Here is a 23283-nt window from a genome sequence, read left to right as displayed (position 1 = left end):
CGGGAATCGGCAAGGTTGGTAGCGTTTCACGGCTGCTATTCGGCAACGTGGTGGGGCCTCGGGGGGACGCGGCGTGAAGAGCGACGACGGGATACCCGTCGAGTTCGTGGGTGGATGGGTCGAGTTGCTGGGGGAGGTCTCCGCGACCGGACGGCTGCTGCGGCGGGCCGAGTTGCACGCGCTGGCCGAGATGGGGGAGCGGGCCGGGGAGGCCGGGTACGACTGGCGTCCGCTGGTCGGGCTGTATCTGCGCGAGACGCGTCGGGCCTGGGGGACGCTGCCCGGCATCGGTCGGGCGGCGAGTGTGACCGAGGCGGCCCGGGGCGGGGACGCGGCGCTGGCCGCCTTGGACGCGGCGATCGCCGCGCTCGGCGCCGGTCACGAGCACGCGCGGCGGCTGGCGGTCCGCCAGGAGGAGGCCGCGCGGCGCGAGTTCATCGACGACCTGCTGTACGGGCGCAGCGACCTGGGTCGGCTGGCCGAGCGTGCCGAACGGTTCGGCCTGCGGCTGGCCCGGACGCACGTGGTCGCGGTCGCCGTGGGAGCGACGGGCTACGACGAGGCGCACCCGCTGGTCCGCCGGGTCGAGCGCGAGCTGATCGGGCGGTTCGGCGAGCGGGACGTGTTGCTGACCACCAAGGACGGCCGGCTCGTGTGCGTCGCGGCGGACGACGAGCAGTCGGTGCTGACCGCGTTCGCGAAGTACGCGACCGCCGGCGGCGCGGGCCACGAGGGCGCCGACCGGGTCGCCCTGGGCCGGCCGCACGCCGGTGCGGGCGGCGTGGTGCTCTCCTACGAGGAGGCGCTGGGCGCGCTCGACCTGGCCGTGCGGCTGGATCTGTCCGGAACCGTGCTCGACGCGGCCGACCTGCTGGTCTTCCCGGTGTTGATGCGCGACCGCGCGGCGATGTCCGACCTGGTACGCAGCGCGCTGGGGCCGCTGGCGCAGGCGCGTGGCGGCGCGGTCCCGCTCCTGGAGACGATCACCGCGTGTGCGGCGGCCGGTTACGTCAACGCCGAGGCCGCGCGCCGGCTGCGGATCAGCGTGCGCACCCTCTCCTACCGGCTGGAGCGGATCCGGACGCTGACCGGATACGACCCCGGCGACGCGATCCAGCGCTACACCCTGGAGACCGCCGCGTTGGGCGCCCGGATCCTGGGCTGGCCCGGTACTCCGCTTTGACCGCGCTTTTCCCGGAGCCCGTAGCCGGACGCCAAGGAGGCGTCAACACTGCCGGCATCCGGCAATGTGCGGGCGTTCCGGCCGGTGCCACGATGTCGGCGCACGAGGGGCCGAGGGGGTGGGACGGTGGGGGATTTCGTGCGGGCGGCACTGGCGTTTCCCGCCGTCCTGTTCAGCTTCGCGCTCGTCGTGGTGGCGGCCTACTGGCTGCTGGTGCTGCTCGGCGGTGTCGTCGTGGGTCATGGGGATCACGGGGGTGGTCATCATGGCGGGCCCTGGGCCCACGGGGGTCATGACGGTCACGGTGACCACGTGGGTCACGGGGACGACGACCCACGCGACACCGCCGGCGTACCGATCACCGTGACGATCTCGCTCGCGATCGCGGTGACCTGGTTCGGCTGTCTGGTCGGTACCGCGCTGACCGACCGCTGGTGGCTGCGCGCCGCGACGCTCCCCGCGGCGCTCGTGCTGGGCCTGCTCACCGCTCGCTCGACGCGCGTGCTGGTCCGGCGTTTTCTGCCACCCGAACGCCCGGCTCTGCGGGCCGACTTCGTCGGTCGTACCTGCCGGATCCGGACCGGGCGGGTGGGCCACGACTTCGGTCAGGCCGAGGTCCGGGCCGCGGACGGGTCGACCGCGATCCTCCAAGTGCGCACGGACGAGGACGGGTTGGTGTCCGGCAGCACCGCGCTGATCTTCGACTACGACGCGGCCGGCGAGTTCTTCCGGGTGACCGGGTTCGACAGCGCGCTGGACCCGGACCGCACCGCGAGCTGAGCGCGCGCCGTTCGCCGCCTGCCGCCTGCCGCCTGCCGCCTCCCGCATCCCGTTCACCGCTCGCCCGTCGCGGCGCCGAAGTCGTCCGCCCGCAAACCAACGTCCCGCTCTATCGAGGGATCTCACTGATGGATGCCATCACCGTGGGTATCGGTGTGCTCGTCGCCGTCGTCCTGCTCGTCGTACTCGTCGTGCTCCTGGCCGTGACCCGGCTCTACCGCAAGGTGTCGCAGGGCCAGGCCCTGATCATCTCCAAGGCCAACACGGTGGATGTCACCTTCACCGGCGCCGTGGTGCTGCCCGTGCTGCACCGGGCCGAGACCATGGACATCTCGGTGAAGACCATCGAGATCCGCCGAACCGGCCGCGAGGGGCTGATCTGCCAGGACAACATCCGGGCCGACATCCACATCTACTTCTTCGTCCGGGTCAACAAGACCGTCGAGGACGTGATCAAGGTCGCCCAGGCGATCGGTGCGGACCGGGCCAGCGACCGGGCCGCGATCCAGGACTTCTTCGCCGCCAAGTTCGCCGAGGCGCTCAAGACGGTCGGCAAACAACTCGACTTCGTCGACCTGTACACCAAGCGCGAGGAGTTCCGCGATCGCATCCTCGCGGTGATCGGCACCGACCTCAACGGCTACCACCTCGACGACGCCGCGATCGACTTCCTCGAGCAGACCCCGATGAGCCAGCTCGACGGCGCGAACATCCTGGACGCCCAGGGCATTCGCAAGATCACCGAGCTGACCGCGATCGAGCACGTGCGCACCAACGAGTACCAGCGCACCGAGGAGAAGGAGATGACCCGGCAGAACGTCGAGGCCCGGGAGACCGTGCTCGAACTCGAGCGCCGGCAGGCCGACGCGGAGATCAAGCAGCGCCGCGAGATCGAGATCAGCCGAGCCCGGGAGGAGGCCGAGACCGCCCGCGTGCAGGCCGAGGAGCGGCTGCGCGCGCAGAGCGCGCACGTGCGGACGGAGGAGGCGATCGGGGTGCTGAACGAGAACCGCGAGCGCGAGGTGGCCGTCGCGCAGAAGAACCGCGAACGGGTCATCGCGGTGGAGAACGAGCGGATCGAGAAGGACCGGCTCCTGGAGGTGATCGCCCGGGAGCGGGAGACCCAACTGCGCCGGATCGCCGGTGACAAGGAGGTCGAGGCGGAGAAGCGCGACATCGCCGAGGTGATCCGCGAGCGGATCGCGGTCGAGCGCACCGTCGCCGCGCAGGAGGAGGAGATCAAGAAGCTGCGGCTGGTGGAGGAGGCCGAACGCGAGCGCCAGGCGCTGGTCATCCACGCCGAGGCCCAGGCCCAGGAGCGGTTGGTCAAGGACATCAAGGCGGCCGAGGCGGCCGAGGCGGCGGCCGGCCACCGGGCGGCCGAGCAGCTCACCCTGGCCGAGGCCCGGCGCAAGGCGGCCGAACTGGACACCCAGGCCGCGATCCGCGGCGCCGAGGGCAAGCGCGCCGAGGCGGCGGCGGCCGGTCTGGCCGAGGCCGAGGTGCGCGAGCGGATGGCCGAGGCGGTGGCCAAGCTGGGCCACGCCGAGGCCGAGGTGACCCGGAAGAAGGCGCTCGCGAACGCCGAAGGGCTGCGCGAGCGGCTCAAGGGCGAGGCCGAGGGCCTGACCGAGAAGGCCGCCGCGATGGCCGCGCTCGACGAGTCCAGCCGGATGCACGAGGAGTACCGGCTGCGCCTGGAGACGGAGAAGGAGATTCGGCTGGCCGGCCTGGAGGTGAACCGGCAGATCGCCGAGGCGCAGGCGACGGTGTTGGCGACCGGTCTGGAGAACGCCAAGATCGACATCGTCGGCGGGGACAGCATGTTCTTCGACCGGATCATGGGCGCGATGGCGGCCGGGAAGAGCGTGGACGCGTTCGTCGGCCGGTCCGACACCGTGCGCGCGATGGCCGGCACCTGGCTGGACCCGAACGCCTCCACCTTCGCCGACGACCTCGGCGCGATGGTCACCGGTCTGGGCGCGAGCGGTGTGCGCGACCTCACCCTGGCGGGCGCGCTCGGCGCGTTGATCGCCGGTGGCGGCCCGCAGACGGCCATGCTCAAGGCTCTGCTGGATTCGGTCCGCGCGGGCGGCCTCGGCGACACCCGACTCGCCGATCTGGCCGCCCCCGCGCAGCTCAACGGCGCGGGCACATAGCCGCCCGGGCCCGAAACGATTCGCGACGACATCGGAGTCGTCGCCCGGAAGCATCCGTGACGGCGAGGCAGTCCTCGCCCGGAAACATCCGTGACGACAAGGGTGTCGCCACCCGCAACCACAAGCGACGACAAGGGAGTCGACCCGAACGTGAGCAACCCTGCCCCGACCGCGGGCGGCCCCGAGGCCGAGCCCGGGACGTACGAGGTCCTGCGCGACCGGCTCCTGGGCGCGGCCCGCGAACTGGGCTCGCGGGCCCGCGCGCTGAACGAGCGCCGGGTCCGCACCTACGGCGGTGGCACGCTCGACCTGGCCGGCACCCATCGGGTGCACACCGAACACGCGGTCCTGGCCCGGGACATCGTGCAGGTCGGCGGCCTGCTCCTGATCGGTTGCCGAACCGACGGCGATCCGGACGAACCGGTGCGGCCCGCGGATGTGTTCGCGCTCTACCGGCGCACGCCCGACGGCTTCGCGCCGGCCCCGCCGGACGCCGTGCCGGGTCTGCTCGACGACCCGCGCTTCGAGCAGGACTTCACCGAACTGTTCCGCTACTTCCGGGACACCCGGCTGCTGCACCTGCGGGACACCGGCAGCCACCTACTCGCGGTCTTCCGGGTCGGCGAACGCCTTGCCGACATCCGGGTGTTGCGCTGGCGGCTCGGCGCCGACGGCCGGCCGACCTATTTGGACGCCCAGGGCGAGCGCGAGCATGTGCTGCCACCCGCACACGACTTCGCGTGGACCGCGAGCACCCGCGCCGACCACGTGCCCGGTCGACACCCGCACATCGCGATCGAGAACACGCTGTACGTGGCCACCGTGGACGGTCGGCTCACCATCAAGGTGGTCGACGACACCGAGACCGCCGAGGGCGTGTACGCGGAACCGATCGAGGATCCGCTCCAGTCGCTCGCCGACGCGGACGTCGAGTACGCCCGGGTCGGTCCGCTGCTGCTGGTACGGGTGCGCCCGTACCGCGAGGACGCCTGGCGGTACCTGGTGCACGACACCCGCGCCGGCGGGGTGCTGCGCCTGGACGGCATCGGGGCGGCCTGCCGGCGGCTGCCCGACGAACAGGGCATCGTCTTCCCCGGCGGCTATCACCTGAGCACCGGCACCGCGCGCACGTTCGACATCGACACCACGGACCTGGAGTTCGAGTCGACGGTGCGTTCGCCCAACGGCGAGGACGTGCTGTACACGTTCCACGCCCGGGTCGAAGGCCGCGTCGTGCTGCTGTCCTACAACGTGATCCGCGAGGAGGCCGCCGCCCCGATCGTCGGACACGGCCGGGCGTTCTTCGCGGACGGCACGATGGCGGTACTGCGCCCGGCCGGCGACGAGCCCACCCGGGTGCACTCGCTCCAGGTGTGGCACACGCCGTACACCTCCGACGCGTACGCCGCGGCCCGACCCGCCGGGACCGGCCCACTGGCCCGGGTCGGCAATCCCGAACTGGTGCGCGGTATCGCCGACTGCCTCGCGATCTCCGCGATGGCCGAGGAGATGGCGCCCACCACCGCGGTCTTCGTCGCGATCACCGCGGCCGCCGCCCGGGTCGAGGACACCCATCACTGGCTCGCCGACCCCGAACTCGGCTCCCTGGCCGCGCCGTTGGCCGCCGTGCGCGGGACCGCGGGCGATGTGGTCGAGGAATTCCGGCGGGTACTCGACCTGCGCCGGATCGCCACCGAGGCGGTCGAGGAGGCCGCCGCGAGCACCACCACGCTGACCCGCCGGGTACGCGGGGAGACCCCGGACAGCGCTGCGGCCTGCGTCCGCCAACTCACCGAACTCAGGCGCGCGCAGGGCCGACTGGCCGGCCTGCGGGAGATCCGCTACGTGGACGCCGCCGCCCTGGCGCGACTCGACGCGACGCTGGTCGAGGAACTCGCCGCGACCGGCCGCCGAGCGCTCACCTTCCTCGCCGACGACGACGCGTTCGCCGGCACCCACCGCGTCGTCGACGAACTGACCGCCGAGGCCGCCGCCACGAGCACCGTCGCCGCGTCGACCGCGCTGAGCGCCCGCATCGACGAACAGGCCGACGGCCTGCGGGTGGTCACCGAGGTGGTCGGCACTCTGGAGGGCACCGACGCGACCGTGCGCACCGCGATCCTGACCCGGATCGGCGAGGTGCTCGGCGCGGTCAACCGGGCCCGCGCGACCCTTCGGACGCGCCGGCACGAGCTGCTCGAAGCCGAACAACGCGCCGAGTTCACCGCCGAGTTCGCACTCCTGGAACAGACCGTGGTGGGTGCGCTGTCCGCCGCCTCGACCCCCGAGGAGTGCGACGAACACCTCGGCCGGCTGCTCGCCCGGATCGAGGAGCTGGAGGCCCGGTTCGGCACCTTCGACGAACACCTGGCCCGGATCGGCACCGAACGCGAGCGCGTCCACGACGCGTTCTCCGCGCGCAAACAGGCCCGCCTGGACGAGCGCGCGCGACACGGGCAGCGCCTGATCGACTCCGCCGGGCGGATCCTGACCACGATCGGTCGCCGGATCGGCACCCTGGCGGGCACCGACGAGATCAACACCTACTTCGCCTCGGACGCCCTGGTCGACAAGGTCCGCTCGATCGCCGAGGAACTGCGCGGACTCGGCGACCCGGTCCGGGCCGGCGAACTGGACGGGCGGCTCAAGGCGGCCCGCCAGGAGGCCGCCCGGGCATCCCGCGACCGGGCCGAGCTCTACGACGCGGCGGGCACCGTACGGCTGGGCCGGCACCGGTTCGCGGTGCACGAGCGGCCGATCGAGCTGACCCTGGTCCCGGACGCGGACGGCCTGGCCTTCGCGATCACGGGCACCGACTACCGCGCGCCGGTACGCGCGCACCTGCCCGCCGCGCACCGGGTCTTCCGGGACCAGCCGCTCGGCTCCGAGTCGCCGCAGGTGTACCGGGCCGAATACCTGGCCGCGGTGGTGCTGGCGGAGATCGATGTCCCGCCCTCGGCCACCCCGACGGCCGAGGAACTGCTCGCCGACGTGCGCCGGATCGCGCTGCCCCGGCACGGCGAAGGCTACGACCGAGGCGTGCACGACCACGACGCCGCGGTGTTGCTCGCGGCCGTTCTGCGGCTGCGCTCCGGCGCCGGACTGCTGCGATTCGCGCCGGACGTGCGGGCGGCGGCACAACTGTTCTGGGCGTACGGCGCCGACCCCGACGATCGGGCGCGGTGGATCACCCGCGCCCAGTCGCTGGCCCGGGCCCGCCGCACCTTCGGCCCGATCCCGGCCGTCACCGACCTGGCCGCCGAACTCGGCGATCGGGCGACCGCGTTCCTGACCGCGACGCTCGCGGCGCCGGGCACGCTCGCGGCGCCGAACACGCCGGGCACGTTCGCGGCGCCGAACACGCCGGGCACGTTCGCGGCGCCGAACACGCCGGGCACGCTCGCGGCGCCGAACAAGCGGGGCACGGTTGCCGCGCCGAGCACGCCGAGCACGCCGGCCGTGCCGACCGCGCCCGGCGCCGCGCTCGGTGCCTACCTCTTCGAGGAACTCGCCGCCGGCGGGCCGCGCTTCGCCACCGGCGCCGCCGCCCGCACGCTGGTGACCGGCTTTTGGGCCTCGCTGGGCGGGGAGGGCTCGCCCGCCGCCAAGGATTTCGCCGAGGACCTGCGTGCCCTCGGCGACGACCTCGCCGCGCGCCGGCAACTGGTCACCGCGTGGCTCGGCGGCTACGCCGACCGCCTCGACGGCGGGCCGCAGCCGGATCTGGCCGAGGCGATCGCGATCGAACTGTGCGGCGAGGCACTGGACCGGCACCCCGTGGACGCCCCTGTCGCCACCACGGTGACCGGCCTGCTCGGCGCTCATCCACGCCTGGGGAGCGGTGGCACGCTGAACCTGCGACTGGACGAATTCCTGGTGCGCACGGATGAGTTCCATCGGGTCCGGGTGCCCGCCCACCGGGCCTATCAGCACACCCGCGCCGAACTGCTGGCCGCCGAGCGCGAACGGTTGGGACTGGACGCCCACACGCCCAAGGTAATGCCGACCTTTGTCCGCAACCGACTGATCGACGAGGTCTACCTTCCGCTGATCGGCGCCGACCTGGCCGGGCAGTTGGGCGCGGTCGGCGAGCAACGGCGCACGGACAGCCAGGGGTTGCTGCTCCTGCTGTCCCCACCCGGCTACGGCAAGACCACCCTGCTGGAGTACGTCGCGGCCCGGCTCGGTCTGGCCTTCGTCCGGATCGACGGCCCGGCCCTGGGGTACCGCACCACCTCGCTCGACCCGGCCGCCGCGCCGGACGCCGCCGCGCGGCGCGAGATCGAGAAGATCGGCTTCGCGCTGGAGCTGGGCAACAACGTGCTGCTGCACCTGGACGACATCCAGCACGTCTCGCCCGAACTGCTCCAGAAGTTCGTCTCGCTGTGCGACGCCCAGCGCCGGATCGACGGCGTCCGGGACGGCGAGGCACGCGCCTACGACCTGCGCGGCAAGCGGTTCGCGATGAGCATGGCGGGCAACCCGTACACCGAGTCCGGCGCGCGCTTTCGGATTCCGGACATGCTGGCGAACCGGGCCGACGTGTGGAACCTCGGCGACGTGCTCGGCGGCAAGGAGGACCTGTTCGCGCTGAGCCACATCGAGAACGCGCTGACCGCGAACCCGATCCTGGCCCCGATCGCCGGTCGCGAGCGCGCCGACCTGGAACTGCTGGTCCGGCTCGCGCGCGGCGACGAGGGCGCGCGGTCGGACCGGCTCGCCCACCCGTACGACCCGGCCGAGCTGGATCGCGTCCTGGCCGTGCTGGGCAGGCTGCTGCGGGTGTGCGACACGGTGCTGGCGGTCAACCGGGCCTACATCGCCTCGGCGGCGCAGTCCGAGTCGGCGCGCACCGAACCGCCGTTCCGGCTCCAGGGCTCCTACCGGGACACCAACAGGCTGGCCGAGCGGCTCCTGCCGGTGCTCGACGACTCCGAGGTCGACACACTCGTGGACGACCACTACACGGCGCAGGCACAGACGCTGACCACCGATGCCGAGGCCAACCTGCTCAAGCTGGCCGAACTGCGCGGCCGGCTCGGCCCGGCGGACCGGGAACGCTGGGCCGAGGTCAGGCGGGCCTACCGGGCGGGCCGGGCCTGAACCGGAGGGGACGCGAGGCTCGGTTCGGCGGGTGCCCCCGCGTCGGGTGCGATCGCCGGTTCCGGGATCCAGGCCGGGGTGAGCACGCCGTACAGCGTCCAACCCAGGCGGGTGTACAACTCTCGGCCGGCCGGGGTGGCGACCAGCACCCCGGTGCGGGCGCCGCGCTCGGCGGCGGCGTCGCCGAGCGCGGTCATCAGCACGCTGCCCAGCCCTCGACGCCGGTGCGCCGGGTCGGTCCGGATCTGGTCGGCCACGGCCGTCTCCCCGGTGATCCCGATTCGCCCGCTCGCGGCGACCGCGCCGTCGCCGGCGAGCAACCGCACGAACACGACCGCGCCCACCGGCTCGACCTCGATCGTGTACCCGCTCGGCGGGACCACCGCGGCCTGCCGCAGGGGCCCGGTCATCACGTACTCCGGGTCGCCGATCGTCCACGCGGGCGTCAGTTCGGGGCCGATCCGCTCGGGCGGGCCGAAGCTCTTGATCCAGGTGCCGGGATCGGTCCGGCTCCGGGCCGTCTCGGCCACGTGCCCGACGTCGTGCAACACGTAGCGCACCCGGTGCTCGGGCAATCCGACGTCGAGCCGGAAGCCACCCGCCGCCTCGACCGGCGCGGGCACCGATCGGGCCGCCGCCCAACCGGTGACCCAGGCCCGGATCAGTTCGGCGGTGGATATGGACCGCTGCCGGTCGATGGTGCTCACGGCTTCTCCCGACGGATCGGCGATGGAACCGGGAAAGCTTATTGCAAGCCACTTGCAATAAGGTCGGCGGTCTCCTGACGCTTCGTCATACAACGGTAAGCAGCGGATTCCCCCGTCGACGACGCGTGCGGGTCAGGATGGAGGGAGCTGTTCCGCGAACCGATTTTCCCGAGCGTGAGGTGGCGTCGTGCGGCGTTCTGGAAGGCCCGGTGCCGCGCTGGCGGGCGTGGTCTCGGCGGCCGTGGCGGTCGGCGTGGCCGAGGCGATCGCGGCGTTCGTGCGACCGGAGGCCACACCGTTCGTGACGATCAGCGGCGCGGTCACCGACCGGGCGCCGCAGGGGCCGCGCGAATGGGCGATCCGCACCTTCGGGACCGCGGACAAGGCGTTCCTGCTGACCGTGATCACCGTGCTGCTCGCGCTGTTCGCCGCCGGACTCGGTGTGCTCGCCGCCCGGCGGCTGCGCTACGGGATCGTCGGCGTGCTCGCGCTCGGCGCCTTCGTGGCCTGGACCGCCGTCGACCGCCCCTCGTACACCCCCGCCGACCTGGCCCCGGTGCTGGTCGGCACGCTGTTCGGGACGCTCGCGCTGATCCTGTCGACCCGGCCCGACCTGGTCGACCGACGCCCGCTCGCCCGCCCGCTGCCGGGCGCGTCCGAGGACGACGTGCGCGAACCGGCCCCGGACACCTCGCGCCGTACGGTGATCCTGGTCGGCGCCGCCGCGGTCGCCGCGGTGGCCGGGTTCGGCGGCCGGATGCTCCAGCACGCCCGGTTCAACGCGGAGCGGTCCCGCGCGTCCGTCGCGGGGAACCTGCCCGCGCCGATCAGCGCGGCCGCCCCGGCCGGCCCCGGCCTGGTCGAGCCCGGCCTGACCCCGTACCTGACCTCGAACGCCGACTTCTACCGGATCGACACCGCGTTCACCGTGCCGCAGCTTCGGGCCGAGGACTGGCAGTTGCGCATCCACGGCCTGGTGGACCGGGAAATCCGGCTGGACTACCCGCAGTTGCGGGCCCGCTTCGCGATCGAGCGGGACATCACGCTGGCCTGCGTGTCCAACGAGGTCGGCGGCGACCTGATCGGCAACGCCCGCTGGCTGGGCACCCCACTGGCCGACCTGCTGCGCGAGGCGGGCATCCGGCCCGGCGCCGATCAGATCGTCTCCAGGTCGCCGGACGGCATGACGATCGGCACGCCGCTGCGCGAGGTGCTCGACGGGCGCGACGCGATGCTGGCGTACGCGATGAACGGCGAGCCGCTGCCGATCAAGCACGGCTTCCCAGTCCGGATGGTGGTTCCGGGACTGTACGGCTACGTGTCCGCGTGCAAGTGGATCGTGGACCTGGAGGTGACCCGGTTCGACGCGTTCAGCGCCTACTGGGTCAAGCTCGGCTGGGCCCGGCAGGCCCCGATCAAGACCCAGTCGCGGCTGGACACGCCCAGGGACGGGGGCACCGTGAACGCCGGCCGGGTCCCGGTCGCCGGCGTCGCGTGGGCGCAGCACCGGGGCATCGCCGCGGTCGAGATCCAGGTCGACGAGGGCCCGTGGCAGCCCGCCGAGCTCGCGCCGCAGACCACCACCGACACCTGGCGCCAATACCGCTGGATGTGGGATGCCACGCCGGGCCGGCACGTACTGCGGGTGCGGGCCACGGACGGCACCGGCGCGGTACAGACCGCCAAGAACGCCGACGTGGTCCCCGACGGCGCGACCGGCTATCACCGGATCGGCGTCACGGTGCGGTGAACGGCCCGACTTCGGGCCGCCCGACGCGAGCCACGCCGCGGCGGGCCGCTTTTCCGGGGAAGGTCACCGGTACCGGCCGGGCCGCCCCCGCGGCCCGGCCGGTACCGCTCACTCCTCGATCAGTCCCCACGCCTTCGCGATCAGCTCGTACGAGCGGATCCGCGCGTCGTGGCCGTACACGTTGCTGATCACCATCAGCTCGTCCACCTTGGTGCGCTCGCGCAGTTCGCGCATGCCGGCCCGCACCTCGGCCAGGTCGCCCGAGATGTGCTGGCGCCGGTAGTTCGCCACGAACTCCCGCTCGGCGGGCGTCCACGGGTAGGCCTCGGCCTCCTCCGGCGACGGCATCCGACCGGGGTTCCCGCCGCGCAGCCGCAACATCGACAACGCCTGGGACAACGCGAGTCGCTCGGCCTCCTCGTGCGTGTCGGCCGCGATCACCCCGGCCGCGATCATCGAGTACGGCTCCTTGAGCGACTCGGAGGGCTGGAACGACTCGCGGTACAACTCCAGCGCGGGCAGCGTGTGCTGCCCGCTGAAGTGATGCGCGAACGCGAACGGCAGGCCCAGGATCCCGGCCAACTGCGCGCTGTAGCCGCTGGACCCCAGCAACCACACCGGTGCCTCGGCGGACGCGAACTCGCCCCCCGCCTCGATCCCGGACGCGGGGCCGGGCACCGCGTGCATCCGCGCGTACGGGTGGTCCGCCGCGAACGACCCGGTGACGAACCCGATCAGCTCGCCGAGCGCCTGCGGGAACTCCTCGACCGACTCGGCCCCGCCGCCGCGCCGCAGCGCGCGCATGGTGACCTGGTCGGTGCCCGGGGCCCGGCCGATGCCGATGTCGATCCGCCCGGGATGCAGCGCCTGGAGCGTGCCGAACTGCTCGGCGACCACGAGCGGCGCGTGGTTGGGCAACATCACGCCGCCCGAGCCCAGCCGCAGGGTCGAGGTGTGCGCGGCCAGATGGGCGAGCAGCACCGGCGGCGACGAACTGGCGATGCCGGGCATGTTGTGGTGTTCCGCCACCCAGAACCGGTGGAAGCCCCATCGCTCGGCCAGCTTCGCCAACTCGGTGCTCGTGCGCAGCGCCTCGGTCGCCGAGTACCCGGTTCCCACCGGCGCCACGTCCAGTACCGACAACTTCACAGCGTCCACTCCGCGTCCCTCTTTCTCGCCCGTTTCCCGCCCACCCGATTGCGCTCCGGTGCTCTGAGTTGCAACCCGCGGGCGCTGCGCGCTGTTCCACGGTTCAGGCGTGCAGACGATCACAGGGGGCATAAAGGACAGTCGGAAAGACCATGGACTGGATGCCGTACAGGTCTTGACCCATTCCAATTTCGGACGCAGGTTGGAATCGGCGCTCCAAGACCCGGCACGTGAACCACACGAAAGGGACACTGGCGATGACCGAACGCCCGACCACCACGACCGACGCGGGTATCGCGGCCCCGAGCGACGAGTTCTCGCTCTCCGCCGGACCCGACGGCCCGTTGCTGCTCCAGGACCACTACGTCATCCAGAAGATGGCGCAGTTCAACCGTGAGCGGGTGCCGGAGCGGGTGGTGCACGCGAAGGGGGGCGGCGCCCACGGGATCTTCCAGGTCACCCGGGACGTCAGCCAATTCACCAAGGCGGACCTGTTCCAGCCCGGTCGCGAGACGCCGATGTTCATCCGCTTCTCGACGGTCGCCGGTGAGCTCGGGTTCCCCGACACCGTGCGCGACCCGCGCGGCTTCGCGATCAAGTTCTACACCCGGCACGGGAACTACGACCTGGTCGGCAACAACACGCCGATCTTCTTCATCCGGGATCCGAGCAAGTTCTCCGACTTCATCCACTCGCAGAAGCGCCGGTCGGACACCCACCTGCACGACCACAACATGCAGTGGGACTTCTGGACGCTCTCGCCCGAGTCCGCGCACCAGGTCACCTTCCTGATGTCCGACCGGGGCACCCCGCGGACGTGGCGCAACATGCACGGCTTCGGCAGCCACACCTTCATGTGGGTCAACGCGGGCGGCGAGAAGTTCTGGATCAAGTACCACTTCCGGACCGACCAGGGCATCGAGAACTTCACCGATGCCGAGGCCGCCGCGCAGGCCGGCGAGGACCGCGACTTCCACATCCGCGACCTGCGCGACGCGATCACCGGCGGCGACCACCCGTCCTGGACGCTGCACGTACAGGTGATGCCGTTCGAGGACGCCGCGAACTACCGGTTCAACCCGTTCGACGTGACCAAGGTGTGGCCGCACGGCGACCACCCGCTGATCGAGGTCGGCCGGATGACCTTGAACCGCAACCCCTCGGACTACTTCGCCGAGGTCGAGCAGGCCTCGTTCGAACCGGCCAACCTGGTGCCCGGGATCGGCGCGAGCCCGGACAAGATGCTCCAGGGCCGGTTGTTCAGCTACCCCGACACGCACCGCTACCGGATCGGCCCGAACTACCTCCAGCTGCCGATCAACCGCCCGATCGTGCCGGTCCACTCGTACAACAAGGACGGCGCGATGCGGTTCGAGAACTACGGCGACCCGGTGTACGCGCCGAACAGCTACGGCGGCCCGGTGGCGAATCCGGAGCTGTACACGGACGAGAACTACGCGGTCACCGGCGAGATCATGCGCTCCGCCTACAAGCCGCACGCCGAGGACGACGACTTCGGTCAGCCCGGCACGCTGTGGCGCCACGTGATGTCCGAGACCGACCGGGAGCACCTGGTCGCCAACATCGTCGGGCACATGAAGAGCGACGGGCCGGTGAGCGCCGAGGTGCTGCCGCGGGTGATCGAGTACTGGACGAAGGTCGACGTCGACCTGGGCGCGCGTGTCTCGAAGGGCTTCAACGGCGGCTGACGCCGTTCGGGCCGGACGAGGCACCGAGGGGCCGCCCGACGCGGGCGGTCCCTCGGCATGTTCGGTCGCGGCCGCCGGCCCGGCTCGGCCGACGTCGATCCGGCGTCCGACGTCCGGCGCCAGGTCACGCCGCGCCGGCCTGCCAGACCGCTCCCGAGCCGGCCGGCACCAGGGCCAGACTCTGTTGGCCCTTGACCTGGTCGGCCAGCCCCAGCGCGGAGCCGTTGCGGGCGAGCAGCACCATCCCGGAGCCACTGGCCTGCGGCTTCCACAACTGGGTGTCGCCGCGACCGCAGTCGTCCTGATAGGCCCGGGCCCCTCGGCCGTCCGCCACCTCCAGGCACTTGTGCGAGTCCGCCGACTGCAACCGGACGAAACCGCCGCCCGCGTCGCGCACCACCCACTGCTGGTTCGCCTTGCCCGGCCCCGCCGGGTACACGATCACCGGTGCGCGATCCCGGTCGCTGCCGCCGCTCACGTCCATCGCCCGGCCGTCCGACAGGGTCAGCACGTAGCGCTTGCCCGAGGCCAGGACCGGCTTGGCGGACGCGCTCTGGGACGGCGACGGTGACGCCGAGGTCGGCGCGGCGGTGGTCGGCGGCGCCGTGGTGACCTGCGCCGCGACCGCGGCGGGCGGACTCGGGGAGGAGCCGCTCGGGCCGGGCGTGGTCGCCGACGCGCCGGCGGCCTTGCCGTCGCCGCCGCCGAACACCCCGACCAGGCCACCGCCCAGGAAGCCCATCAGCGCGACCGCGCACAGCGCCGCTATCCAGATCCGACGTCGCGGCATCTGTCCCTCTCCTCATGGCCGGCTCTTCGTGCGGATCGGGTCATCCTGGCAGAAGAGTTCATCCCAAGGGGTGAGTCGCTGGGTGCGAGCGGGTGCGTTCCGGGCGTGCGAAAGCGCCGCCGGAGGACAAAACCGCCGGGTGGCGAGTCGGCTCACCACCCGGCGGTACGGCTGTTCGGAGATCTCTCGGCGGTCGTGCGGCGGTGCTCTCGTGGCGCCCGTGCGGTGGTCGTTCCCAGGGCTGGGGCGGGCTACCGGGCCTGTTCTAGAGGTAGAGGCCGGTGGCCTCGCCCGAGACCTCGATGCGCTCGGCGGCGACCGCGTGCAGATCGCGTTCGCGGAGCAGGACGTACGGGACGCCGCGCACCTCGACCTCGGCGCGCTCCTCGGGGTCGTACAGGACACGATCGCCCGGTTCGACGGTGCGGACGTTCTGGCCGACCGCGACCACCTCGGCCCACGCCAGCCGCTTGCCGACCTGCGCGGTCGCGGGGATCAGGATGCCGCCGCCGGAACGGCGCTCACCCTCCGCCGCGTCCTGGCGGACCAGGACACGGTCGTGCAGCATGCGGATGGGCAGCTTCTCGCCGAGATGGTGGGCGGTGTTGCTCGAAGACTGGGACCTGTCGGAACTCACGCTTCGACAAGCTACCCGTCCGACGCCGAACGTGCGTCACCGGGAGGTGTGGTGTTCCGATCCGTTCGGCGTCGATTCGGCCTCGGCCGGGCCCGGGTCCGGTCCCGGACCGGACCCGGCGGGCGTGCCCGGCGTCGACGCGGCCGGGCTCAGCGCTTCTTCTTGCCCTTGCCGGGCTTGACGTTCTTGTCCGCCTTGCCCCGGCTCTTCACCAGGACGACCAGCAGGAGCAGCCCCGCCACCCCGCCCGCGAGCGGCACGATGCGCTCCTTGCGCGGCGCGCCCGTGTCGCTGTCGATGAACTGGGCCCGCACCTTGTCCTTCGCGCGCGCGGCGACGTTGGCCGGCTTCACCCGGTCGACGATCTCGTCCAGCGTCACCGCCAGGCTGGCCCGGGCCGCCTCGATGTCCCGCTCGATCTGCTGCGGCGAGCGCCGGTCCGGCTGGTCGCCGCCGGTGTGCTTGTCGGCGGCCTTCCCGTCCTTGTGCTCGGCGTTCGCAACGTCAGCCTTGTGCGCACCGTTCACCGACTCCACCCGACTCCGCTCAGCGTGTGCCGTCACCGGACGGCCCAACGCCGCCCGGCCTTCCCGCTCCAACTCCGCCGGAGACAGTTCCCGCCCGTGGTCGCTCACAACCCGTCCTCTCCGGCCCCTGTGCTCGTGTGTTCCCCAAGTCTGTCAGGTACATCCCCGCACCCGTGTCAACCGGGTGTCGTGGCGCCGGCGGGCGGCCCGGGAGCGGTCAGGCCGGGACCGACGACGGGTCGAATCCGTACGGCAGTTCCAGTCGGTGGGCGGCCATCAGGTCGCGATCCAGGAGCAACTCGCGGGTGCCGCCGTCGGCGACCACGACGCCGCCCGCCAGCACCGTGGCGCGCGGACACAGCTCCAACGCGTAGGGCAGGTCGTGGGTCACCATCAGCACGGTGACGTCGAGCGAACGGAGTACCTCGGCCAGTTCGCGCCGACTCGCCGGGTCCAGGTTCGAGGACGGCTCGTCCAGGACCAGGATCTCCGGCTCCATCGCGAGCACCGTGGCCACCGCGACCCGGCGGCGCTGGCCGTAGCTGAGGTGGTGCGGCGGCCGATCGGCGAAGCCGGCCATGCCCACCCGGGCCAGCGCGTCCTGTACGCGCTCCTCCAGCGCGGCGCCGCGCAGGCCCAGGTTGGCCGGGCCGAACGCGACATCCTCGCGGACGGTGGGCATGAAGAGCTGGTCGTCCGGGTCCTGGAAGACGATGCCGACCCGGCGGCGGATCTCGCGCAGGTGCTCCTTCGCCACCGGCAGGCCGGCCACCTCGACGGTGCCGGCCCCGGCGGTCAGGATGCCGTTGAGGTGCAGCACCAGGGTGGTCTTGCCGGCGCCGTTGGGGCCCAGCAGCGCGACCCGTTCGCCGCGCGCGATGGTCAGGTCGACGCCGTACAGCGCCTGGTGGCCGTCGGGGTAGGCGTAGGCGAGGCCGCGGACGACCAGCGAGGGGGCGGTGGTCGGGGTGTCACTCACCTGGGGACTCCGTTCATCGGGGCGGCGCCATCGGGTCGGCGCCTCACAGGGTCAGCGCCGCCGCCCACACCGCGAGCGCCGCCGCCGGGAGTGTCGCGGCGGCGGCCCACTGGGCGCCGGTGGCCCGGGTGTCCAGGAGCACCGGCATGGTCCCGGTGTAGCCCCTGCTGAGCATCGCCAGGTGCACCCGTTCGCCGCGCTCGTAGGAGCGGATGAACAGCGCGCCGGCGGATTTGGCCACCACCGGGGCCTGGCGCAGGTCGCGCGCGAGGAAGCCGCGCGACTCGCGGGCGATCCGCATCCGGCCCATCTCGGCGGTGATCACCGCGCCGTAGCGCAGCATGAACGACATGATCTGGATCAGCAGCGGCGGCAACCGCAACTTCTGCAGGCCCAGGAGCAGGGCGCGCAGTTCGGTGGTGGCCGCGAGCAACACGCCCGCGATCACCCCCAGGGTGCCCTTGGCCATGATGTTCCAGGCGCCGAGCAGGCCGTCCCGGCTGAGCGACAGGCCCAGCACCTCGACGTGCGGCCCGTTCGCGACGAACGGCAACAGTACGGCGAAGCCCACGAACGGCAGCTCGACCAGCATGCGACGCAGCAGGAAGCCGGCCGGCACCCGGGCGAGCGCGGCGACCGCGGCGAGCAGCAGGGCGTACCCGGCGAAGGCCCAGTAGGCATCCCGGGGGGTGGATACCGTGGCCACCACGAAACCGACCAGCGCGAGGAGCTTGCAGTGCGGCGGCAGCCGATGGATCGGCGAGTCGCCGGGTCGGTGGAGCCGATGTCCGTGTCCCGCCGACACGGTCAGGCCCCGGAACCGGCGGCGGAGTCGGCCGTGCGAGCGGTCGCCGGGTCGGTGCCGGTGGAGCGCTTGCGGACCAACCAGAACACGCCGGTGCCCACCAGTAGCGTGGCGCCGACGCCGATCACGCCGGCCAGGCCGCCGGAGAGCCGCTCGTTGTGCACACCCTTGACGCTGTAGTCGGCCAGCGGGCCGTCCTTGAACTGGTGGTCCCGCTCCTTGCTGTCGATGCCCTTGTCGGCGGACACCTTCTCCAGGCCGTCCGGGCTCCGGCTCGCGTAGTAGCTGACGAAGCCGGCCAGCACCAGGGCGAGCAGGACGCCCGCGATCAGCAACGTGCGGGTACGGACGCGGGTCATCGGGGTCCCCCTGCCGAGCGCAGTTCGAGCGGGCGCGCGAGGCCGCGCGCGCCGTGGACGAGGTCGGGCCGCACCGCGAGCACGCTGGAGACGGTGGCTGCGGTGATGATCGCCTCGCCGATGCCGATCAGGACGTGCACGCCGATCATCGCGCCGGCCACCTTGCCGATCGACACATCGGTGGTCCCGCCGATCGCGTAGAACGCGGTGAACACGCAGGCGGCGGCCGGTACCGACACCAGCGCGCCGACGAACGCGGCCACGGGTACGGACGAGTGTCGTGCGGGCAGCAGGCCCAGCGCCAGGCGGAACAGCCCGTAGCCGACCACGACGGTCACGATGCCCATGACGGTGATGTTCAGGCCGAGCGCGGTCAGGCCGCCGTCGGCGAAGAACAGGCCCTGCATCAGCAGCACCACCGCCACGCACAACATGCCGGTGTACGGGCCGACCAGGATCGCGGCGAGGGTGCCGCCGAGCAGGTGGCCGCTGGTCCCGCCGGCGACCGGAAAGTTGAGCATCTGGACGGCGAAGACGAAGGCCGCGACCAGGCCGGCCAGCGGCGCGGTGCGCTCGTCCAGCTCGCGACGTGCGCCACGCAGGCCGACGGCGATCCCGGCGACCGCGACGACGCCCGCTCCCGCGGATACGGGGCCGTCGATGAACCCGTTGGGTATGTGCATGTGGCCCTCCCGAAATGCCGGATTCGGCTGTGGGATTTTATGGCCTTCGGCCGCAACTGCAAAAGCCTCGCAATTGGGTGATGGTGGCAACAGAGGGGCGCGCGCATGCTTCTTTGCCTCGCCTTGACGAATGACGCGCCGTCGGGACGCGCGTGCGCGCCGAGCGGCTCCGGGCCGGGATGGGTCCGACCGCAGCGCTAGCGTTGCGGCGTACGTTGCCGAGCGATCCGAGGAGTTCTTCGTGAGCGACCGTCTTCAGGCGGGCGACACCGCCCCCGCCTTCACCCTGTCCGACGCCGACGGCAAGGACGTCTCGCTGTCCGACTACGCGGGCCGCAAGGTCATCGTGTACTTCTACCCGGCCGCGCTGACCCCGGGCTGCACCAAGCAGGCGTGCGACTTCACCGACAACCTGGACCTGCTCGCGGGCGCGGGCTACGACGTGGTCGGCATCTCGCCGGACAAGCCGGAGAAGCTCGGCAAGTTCCGCGAGAAGGAGAACCTCACGGTGACGCTGGTCGCCGACCCGGACAAGAGCACGCTGGAGGCGTACGGCGCCTTCGGTGAGAAGACCATGTACGGCAAGACCGTCAAGGGCGTGATCCGCTCGACGTTCGTGGTGGACGAGAACGGCAAGGTGGAGCGGGCGCTGTACAACGTCCGCGCGACCGGCCACGTGGCCAAGCTGATCAAGGACCTCAAGCTCGACGCGGCCTGAGGGCACACTCCGCTCCGCTCGGGGGTCCACAAGCCCCGATTCGCCCGATCTTCGGGTGGATCGGGGCTTTTTGCGTGGAAGCCTGTGTCGTGCCCCTTTTCGCGTGACCACCTGCCCCAACCTGGAGCGCGGGGGTGGTTCCGGGACGAGGGAGACAGGTGCGCGAGGAAGACATCACGGTCGTCGACGCCAAGACCGTGGACACCGCGGTCAAGGCGACCATGCTCGGCAATGCCATGGAGTGGTACGACTTCGGCATCTACGCCTACATGGCGGTCACGATCGGCAAGGTGTTCTTCCCTTCAGGGAACGACACCGCGCAAACGCTTTCCTCGTTCGCCACGTTCGCCGCCGCGTTCTTGGTCCGGCCGCTCGGCGGCTTCTTCTTCGGGCCGCTCGGCGACCGGATCGGCCGCAAGAAGGTGCTCGCGATCACGATGCTGATGATGGCGAGCGGCACGTTGTGCATCGGGCTGATCCCCAGCTACGGCACCATCGGCTTCCTCGCGCCGATCCTGCTGGTCCTGTTCCGGATGCTCCAGGGATTCTCGGCGGGCGGCGAGTACGGCGGCGCGAGTACGTTCATCGCCGAGTACGCGCCGGACAAGCGGCGCGGGTTCTACGGCAGCTTCCTGGAGTTCGGCACGCTGATCGGCTACATCCTGGCGGCGAGCCTGGTCACCCTGCTGACGGCGGTGCTCAGCGACCACGAGATGCGCACGTGGGGGTGGCGCATCCCGTTCCTGGTGGCGGGCCCGATCGGGGTGATCGGGCTGTACCTGCGGCTGCGGCTGGAGGAGTCGCCGGCGTTCGCGAGGGTGATGGAGCAGTCGGCGGCGACCGAGGCGGAAGGGCAGGAGGGCGAGCACGGGAACGAGACGGTGCGCGAGTTCAAGCGGATCTTCCTCGGCCAACGGCGGGCGATGGTCATCTGCATCGCGCTGGTCGCGGCGTACAACATCAACGACTACATGTTGCTGTCGTACATGCCGACCTATCTCTCCGACACCCTCGGCTACAACGAGACGCACGGCCTGCTGCAGATCGTCGTGGTGATGATCGTGCTGCTCGCGGTGATCCACCCGCTGGGCGGGCTGACCGACCGGATCGGCCGCAAGCCGGTGATCATCGCCGGGTGCGTGGGCTTCATGGTGCTGCCGATCCCGTGCTTCGTGCTGATCAAGCAGGGCGACCTGGTGCCGATCTTCATCGGCCTGCTGATCCTGGGCCTGGTCCTGGTCTGCTTCCTGGCCACCATGTCCGCCGCGTTGCCCGCCCTGTTCCCGACCGAGATCCGCTCCGGGGCGCTGTCCGTCTCGTTCAACATCTCGGTCTCGCTGTTCGGCGGCACCACCCCGTTCGTGGCCGAGGCGCTGGTCGACGGGACGGGCAACGACTACATGCCGGCCTTCTACATGATGCTCGCGGCGGCCGTCGGCCTGGCCGCCGCGCTCGCGATGACCGAGACGGCCCGCAAGCCGCTGATGGGTTCGCCACCGGCGGTGGAGACGGTCGAGGAGGCCCGGGAACTGGTCGCCGCGCAGCGGTGATCCCGGCCGACGACGCTATGCGGTGTGCACGACCTCGCCGCCGACCGCGACGATCTCGCAGACCGTGCCGGGGATGTCGGCGGGCGCGATGCCCATGATGTCGCGGGAGAGCACGACGAAGTCGGCGAGCTTGCCGACGGTGAGCGAACCGCGCTCGTGCTCCAGGAAGTTCGCGTACGCCGAGCCCATCGTGTAGCCGTGCACGGTGGCCTCGATGTCGAGCGTCTCGGTCGGGATCCAGGACGGGCCGCCGGTCAGCGGCGCCCGGGTGAGCGCGGTGTACACGCCGACCATCGGGTCCATCTCGGCCACGTTCCAGTCGCTGGACAGCGCCAGCACGGCGCCCGCGGCACGCAGGCTCCGCATCGGCCACGCCTTGTGCCAGCGCTCCTCGCCGACGTTCTCGGCCCAGTCCTGACCGGGCCCGGCGATCTCCGGCGCGCAGTGCCGCGGCTGCATGCACGCGACCACGCCCAGTTCGGCGAAGCGCGATACGTCCGCCGGGTCCAGGCACTCCACGTGCACGACCTGGTGGCGCGCGTCGCGTTCGCCGTTGACCGTCCGGGCGTGCTCGACCGCGTCCAGGACGGTGCGGATGCCCCGGTCGCCGGTGGCGTGCACGAAGCACTGGAAGCCTCGGCCGTCCAACTCGGCGAGCAGGTCGGCGAACTCCTCGGCCGGGTAGAACGTCTCGCCCCGGTGGTGCGCGCAGCCGCGGTACGGCTCCAGGAGCGCGGCCGTGCGCGGCTCGACCACGTCGTCGATGTACAGCTTGAGCGGGCCCACCCGCAGCCGGTCGTCGTTGTGCGCCCGGGCCGCCTCGGCGAACTCGTCCAGGTCCGCGGCGGTGGTACCGCGCGGGTGGAACAGCGCCGCCACGATGCGCGAGCGCAGTCGGCCCTCGTGCCGGGCGCGGGTGTACAGCGCGAGGTCGTCGAGCGAGTTCTGCGGCTCGACCACGGTGGTGATGCCGAACCGGATCGCGTCGTCCAGGCTCTTGGCCAGCCGGCCGTACTGCCGGTCCGCCGAGGCCCACGGCAGACCCAGCTCGCGCAGTGCCCGGTGCCCCTCGCGGGAGAGCCCGCGGATCGCGAAGTCCTTGACGAAGCCGGTCGGCTCGCCCGTCTCCGGGTCCTTGTCCACCCGACCGAACGGCAGCACGTCGCTGTCCCGGGTGATCCCCAGGCGCTTGATCGCCGCGCTGTTCAGCCACGCGGTGTGCACGTCGTAGCTGAGCACGAAGGCGGGCACGTCGCCGGTGACCGGGTCCAGGTCGCTCGCGCGCGGCATCCGGCCGTCGGGGATCGCCGAGTAGTCGAACGCCTCGGCCTCGATCCACTCGGCGTCCGGGTTGGCCGCCAGCCAGGCACCGATCCGCTCGTGGATGCCGGCCAGCGTGCGCACGCCGGCCAGTTGCACGCACGCGTCGTCCGAGCCGAGCCGGACGTGGTTGTGCGCGTCGATGAAGCCGGGCAGCACCCGCCGCCCGGCGCCGTCGAGCACGGTGGTGTCCGGGCCGATCCAGGCCGCCGCGTCGGCGTCCGCACCCACCCAGGCGATCCGGCCGGCGCGGACGGCGAGCGCCTCGGCCTCGGGCAGGTCGGGGTCGACGGTGTGGACGCGGGCGTTGCGCAGGACCAGATCGGCGGTGTGGGACACGGTGACTCCAGGGGTGGTGCGGAAACGTGGTGCGGG

Annotated in this window: 16 protein-coding genes and 1 pseudogene; 8 read left to right on the top strand and 9 right to left on the bottom strand. The window is 72.0% G+C overall.

What is annotated here, in order from left to right:
* The first annotated feature begins 73 nt into the window (after positions 1-73).
* The 4 genes from OG948_RS13735 to OG948_RS13720 all read left to right on the top strand — a co-directional run bounded on the left by OG948_RS13735 (position 74) and on the right by OG948_RS13720 (position 9225).
* On the top strand, positions 74-1183 hold the full coding sequence (locus OG948_RS13735; RefSeq protein WP_406296589.1) for a PucR family transcriptional regulator: 1110 nt from the start codon (positions 74-76) through the stop codon (positions 1181-1183).
* 126 nt (positions 1184-1309) lie between these two features.
* Positions 1310-1963 carry a hypothetical protein gene (locus tag OG948_RS13730; RefSeq protein WP_406296587.1) on the top strand — a complete coding sequence of 218 codons (654 nt, stop codon included), beginning with the start codon at positions 1310-1312 and terminating at the stop codon, positions 1961-1963.
* Between the two features lie 128 nt (positions 1964-2091).
* Positions 2092-4122, top strand: coding sequence for a flotillin family protein (locus OG948_RS13725; RefSeq protein ID WP_406296585.1), 2031 nt, complete (start codon positions 2092-2094; stop codon positions 4120-4122).
* A gap of 150 nt (positions 4123-4272) precedes the next feature.
* Positions 4273-9225 (top strand): DNA repair ATPase, encoded by a 4953-nt coding sequence (locus OG948_RS13720; RefSeq protein ID WP_406296583.1) that lies wholly within the window; start codon positions 4273-4275, stop codon positions 9223-9225.
* Here OG948_RS13720 and OG948_RS13715 read toward each other — a convergent pair.
* On the bottom strand, positions 9204-9932 hold the full coding sequence (locus OG948_RS13715) for a GNAT family N-acetyltransferase (protein WP_406296581.1): 729 nt from the start codon (positions 9930-9932) through the stop codon (positions 9204-9206). The genes OG948_RS13720 and OG948_RS13715 overlap by 22 nt on opposite strands.
* Before the next feature lie 187 nt (positions 9933-10119).
* Between OG948_RS13715 and OG948_RS13710 the strand changes: the two genes are divergently transcribed.
* The gene (locus tag OG948_RS13710; RefSeq protein WP_406296579.1) at positions 10120-11682 is read left to right on the top strand and encodes a molybdopterin-dependent oxidoreductase; all 1563 of its coding nucleotides are present in this window, start codon (positions 10120-10122) and stop codon (positions 11680-11682) included.
* Positions 11683-11790: 108 nt separating this feature from the next.
* Here OG948_RS13710 and OG948_RS13705 read toward each other — a convergent pair whose 3' ends face one another.
* The gene (locus tag OG948_RS13705) at positions 11791-12831 is read right to left on the bottom strand and encodes an LLM class flavin-dependent oxidoreductase (protein ID WP_395863478.1); all 1041 of its coding nucleotides are present in this window, start codon (positions 12829-12831) and stop codon (positions 11791-11793) included.
* A gap of 257 nt (positions 12832-13088) precedes the next feature.
* On the opposite strand from OG948_RS13705, the gene OG948_RS13700 reads away from it, so the two are divergent.
* Entirely contained in the window at positions 13089-14540 is a 1452-nt protein-coding gene (locus OG948_RS13700) for a catalase (protein WP_406296577.1), read from the top strand.
* Between the two features lie 124 nt (positions 14541-14664).
* Here OG948_RS13700 and OG948_RS13695 read toward each other — a convergent pair whose 3' ends face one another.
* The 6 genes and pseudogenes from OG948_RS13695 to OG948_RS13670 form a co-directional block, all read right to left on the bottom strand.
* Entirely contained in the window at positions 14665-15330 is a 666-nt protein-coding gene (locus OG948_RS13695) for an RICIN domain-containing protein (protein WP_406296575.1), read from the bottom strand.
* Between the two features lie 265 nt (positions 15331-15595).
* On the bottom strand, positions 15596-15898 hold the full coding sequence (locus OG948_RS13690) for a co-chaperone GroES (RefSeq protein WP_052173837.1): 303 nt from the start codon (positions 15896-15898) through the stop codon (positions 15596-15598).
* Positions 15899-16116: 218 nt separating this feature from the next.
* Positions 16117-16602, bottom strand: a complete 486-nt coding sequence (locus tag OG948_RS13685; RefSeq protein ID WP_406296573.1) for a DUF3618 domain-containing protein — start codon at positions 16600-16602, stop codon at positions 16117-16119.
* A gap of 109 nt (positions 16603-16711) precedes the next feature.
* On the bottom strand, positions 16712-17473 hold the full coding sequence (locus tag OG948_RS13680) for an energy-coupling factor ABC transporter ATP-binding protein (RefSeq protein ID WP_406296571.1): 762 nt from the start codon (positions 17471-17473) through the stop codon (positions 16712-16714).
* 43 nt (positions 17474-17516) lie between these two features.
* Positions 17517-18278: a cobalt ECF transporter T component CbiQ gene (gene cbiQ, locus OG948_RS13675; protein ID WP_406296569.1), complete on the bottom strand. Its 762-nt coding sequence runs from the start codon at positions 18276-18278 to the stop codon at positions 17517-17519.
* A 2-nt stretch (positions 18279-18280) separates the two neighbouring features.
* Positions 18281-19320 (bottom strand): annotated as a pseudogene (locus OG948_RS13670) (energy-coupling factor ABC transporter permease).
* A 241-nt stretch (positions 19321-19561) separates the two neighbouring features.
* On the opposite strand from OG948_RS13670, the gene bcp reads away from it, so the two are divergent.
* Together bcp and proP are read left to right on the top strand one after the other, a co-directional pair.
* Entirely contained in the window at positions 19562-20038 is a 477-nt protein-coding gene (gene bcp / locus OG948_RS13665) for a thioredoxin-dependent thiol peroxidase (protein ID WP_395863290.1), read from the top strand.
* Positions 20039-20172: 134 nt separating this feature from the next.
* A complete protein-coding gene (gene proP / locus OG948_RS13660; protein ID WP_406296568.1) occupies positions 20173-21588 on the top strand; it encodes a glycine betaine/L-proline transporter ProP in 1416 nt (471 codons plus the stop codon).
* A 15-nt stretch (positions 21589-21603) separates the two neighbouring features.
* On the opposite strand, the gene OG948_RS13655 is transcribed toward proP, so the two are convergent.
* Entirely contained in the window at positions 21604-23247 is a 1644-nt protein-coding gene (locus OG948_RS13655; protein ID WP_406296566.1) for an amidohydrolase, read from the bottom strand.
* Positions 23248-23283: the final 36 nt, after the last annotated feature.

This window comes from Embleya sp. NBC_00888, from assembly GCF_045207655.1.
GTDB lineage: Bacteria > Actinomycetota > Actinomycetes > Streptomycetales > Streptomycetaceae > Embleya.
The sequence above is the reverse complement of the archived record's forward strand: the minus strand, read 5'-3'. Positions and strand labels throughout refer to the sequence as shown.

Excerpts from the sequence above, each read along its gene's own strand:
- OG948_RS13725 (WP_406296585.1), top strand. The coding sequence starts at position 2,092 with ATGGATGCCATCACCGTGGGTATCGGTGTGCTCGTCGCCGTCGTCCTG.
- OG948_RS13700 (WP_406296577.1), top strand. The coding sequence starts at position 13,089 with ATGACCGAACGCCCGACCACCACGACCGACGCGGGTATCGCGGCCCCG.
- OG948_RS13695 (WP_406296575.1), bottom strand. The coding sequence starts at position 15,330 with ATGCCGCGACGTCGGATCTGGATAGCGGCGCTGTGCGCGGTCGCGCTG.
- OG948_RS13690 (WP_052173837.1), bottom strand. The coding sequence starts at position 15,898 with ATGCTGCACGACCGTGTCCTGGTCCGCCAGGACGCGGCGGAGGGTGAG.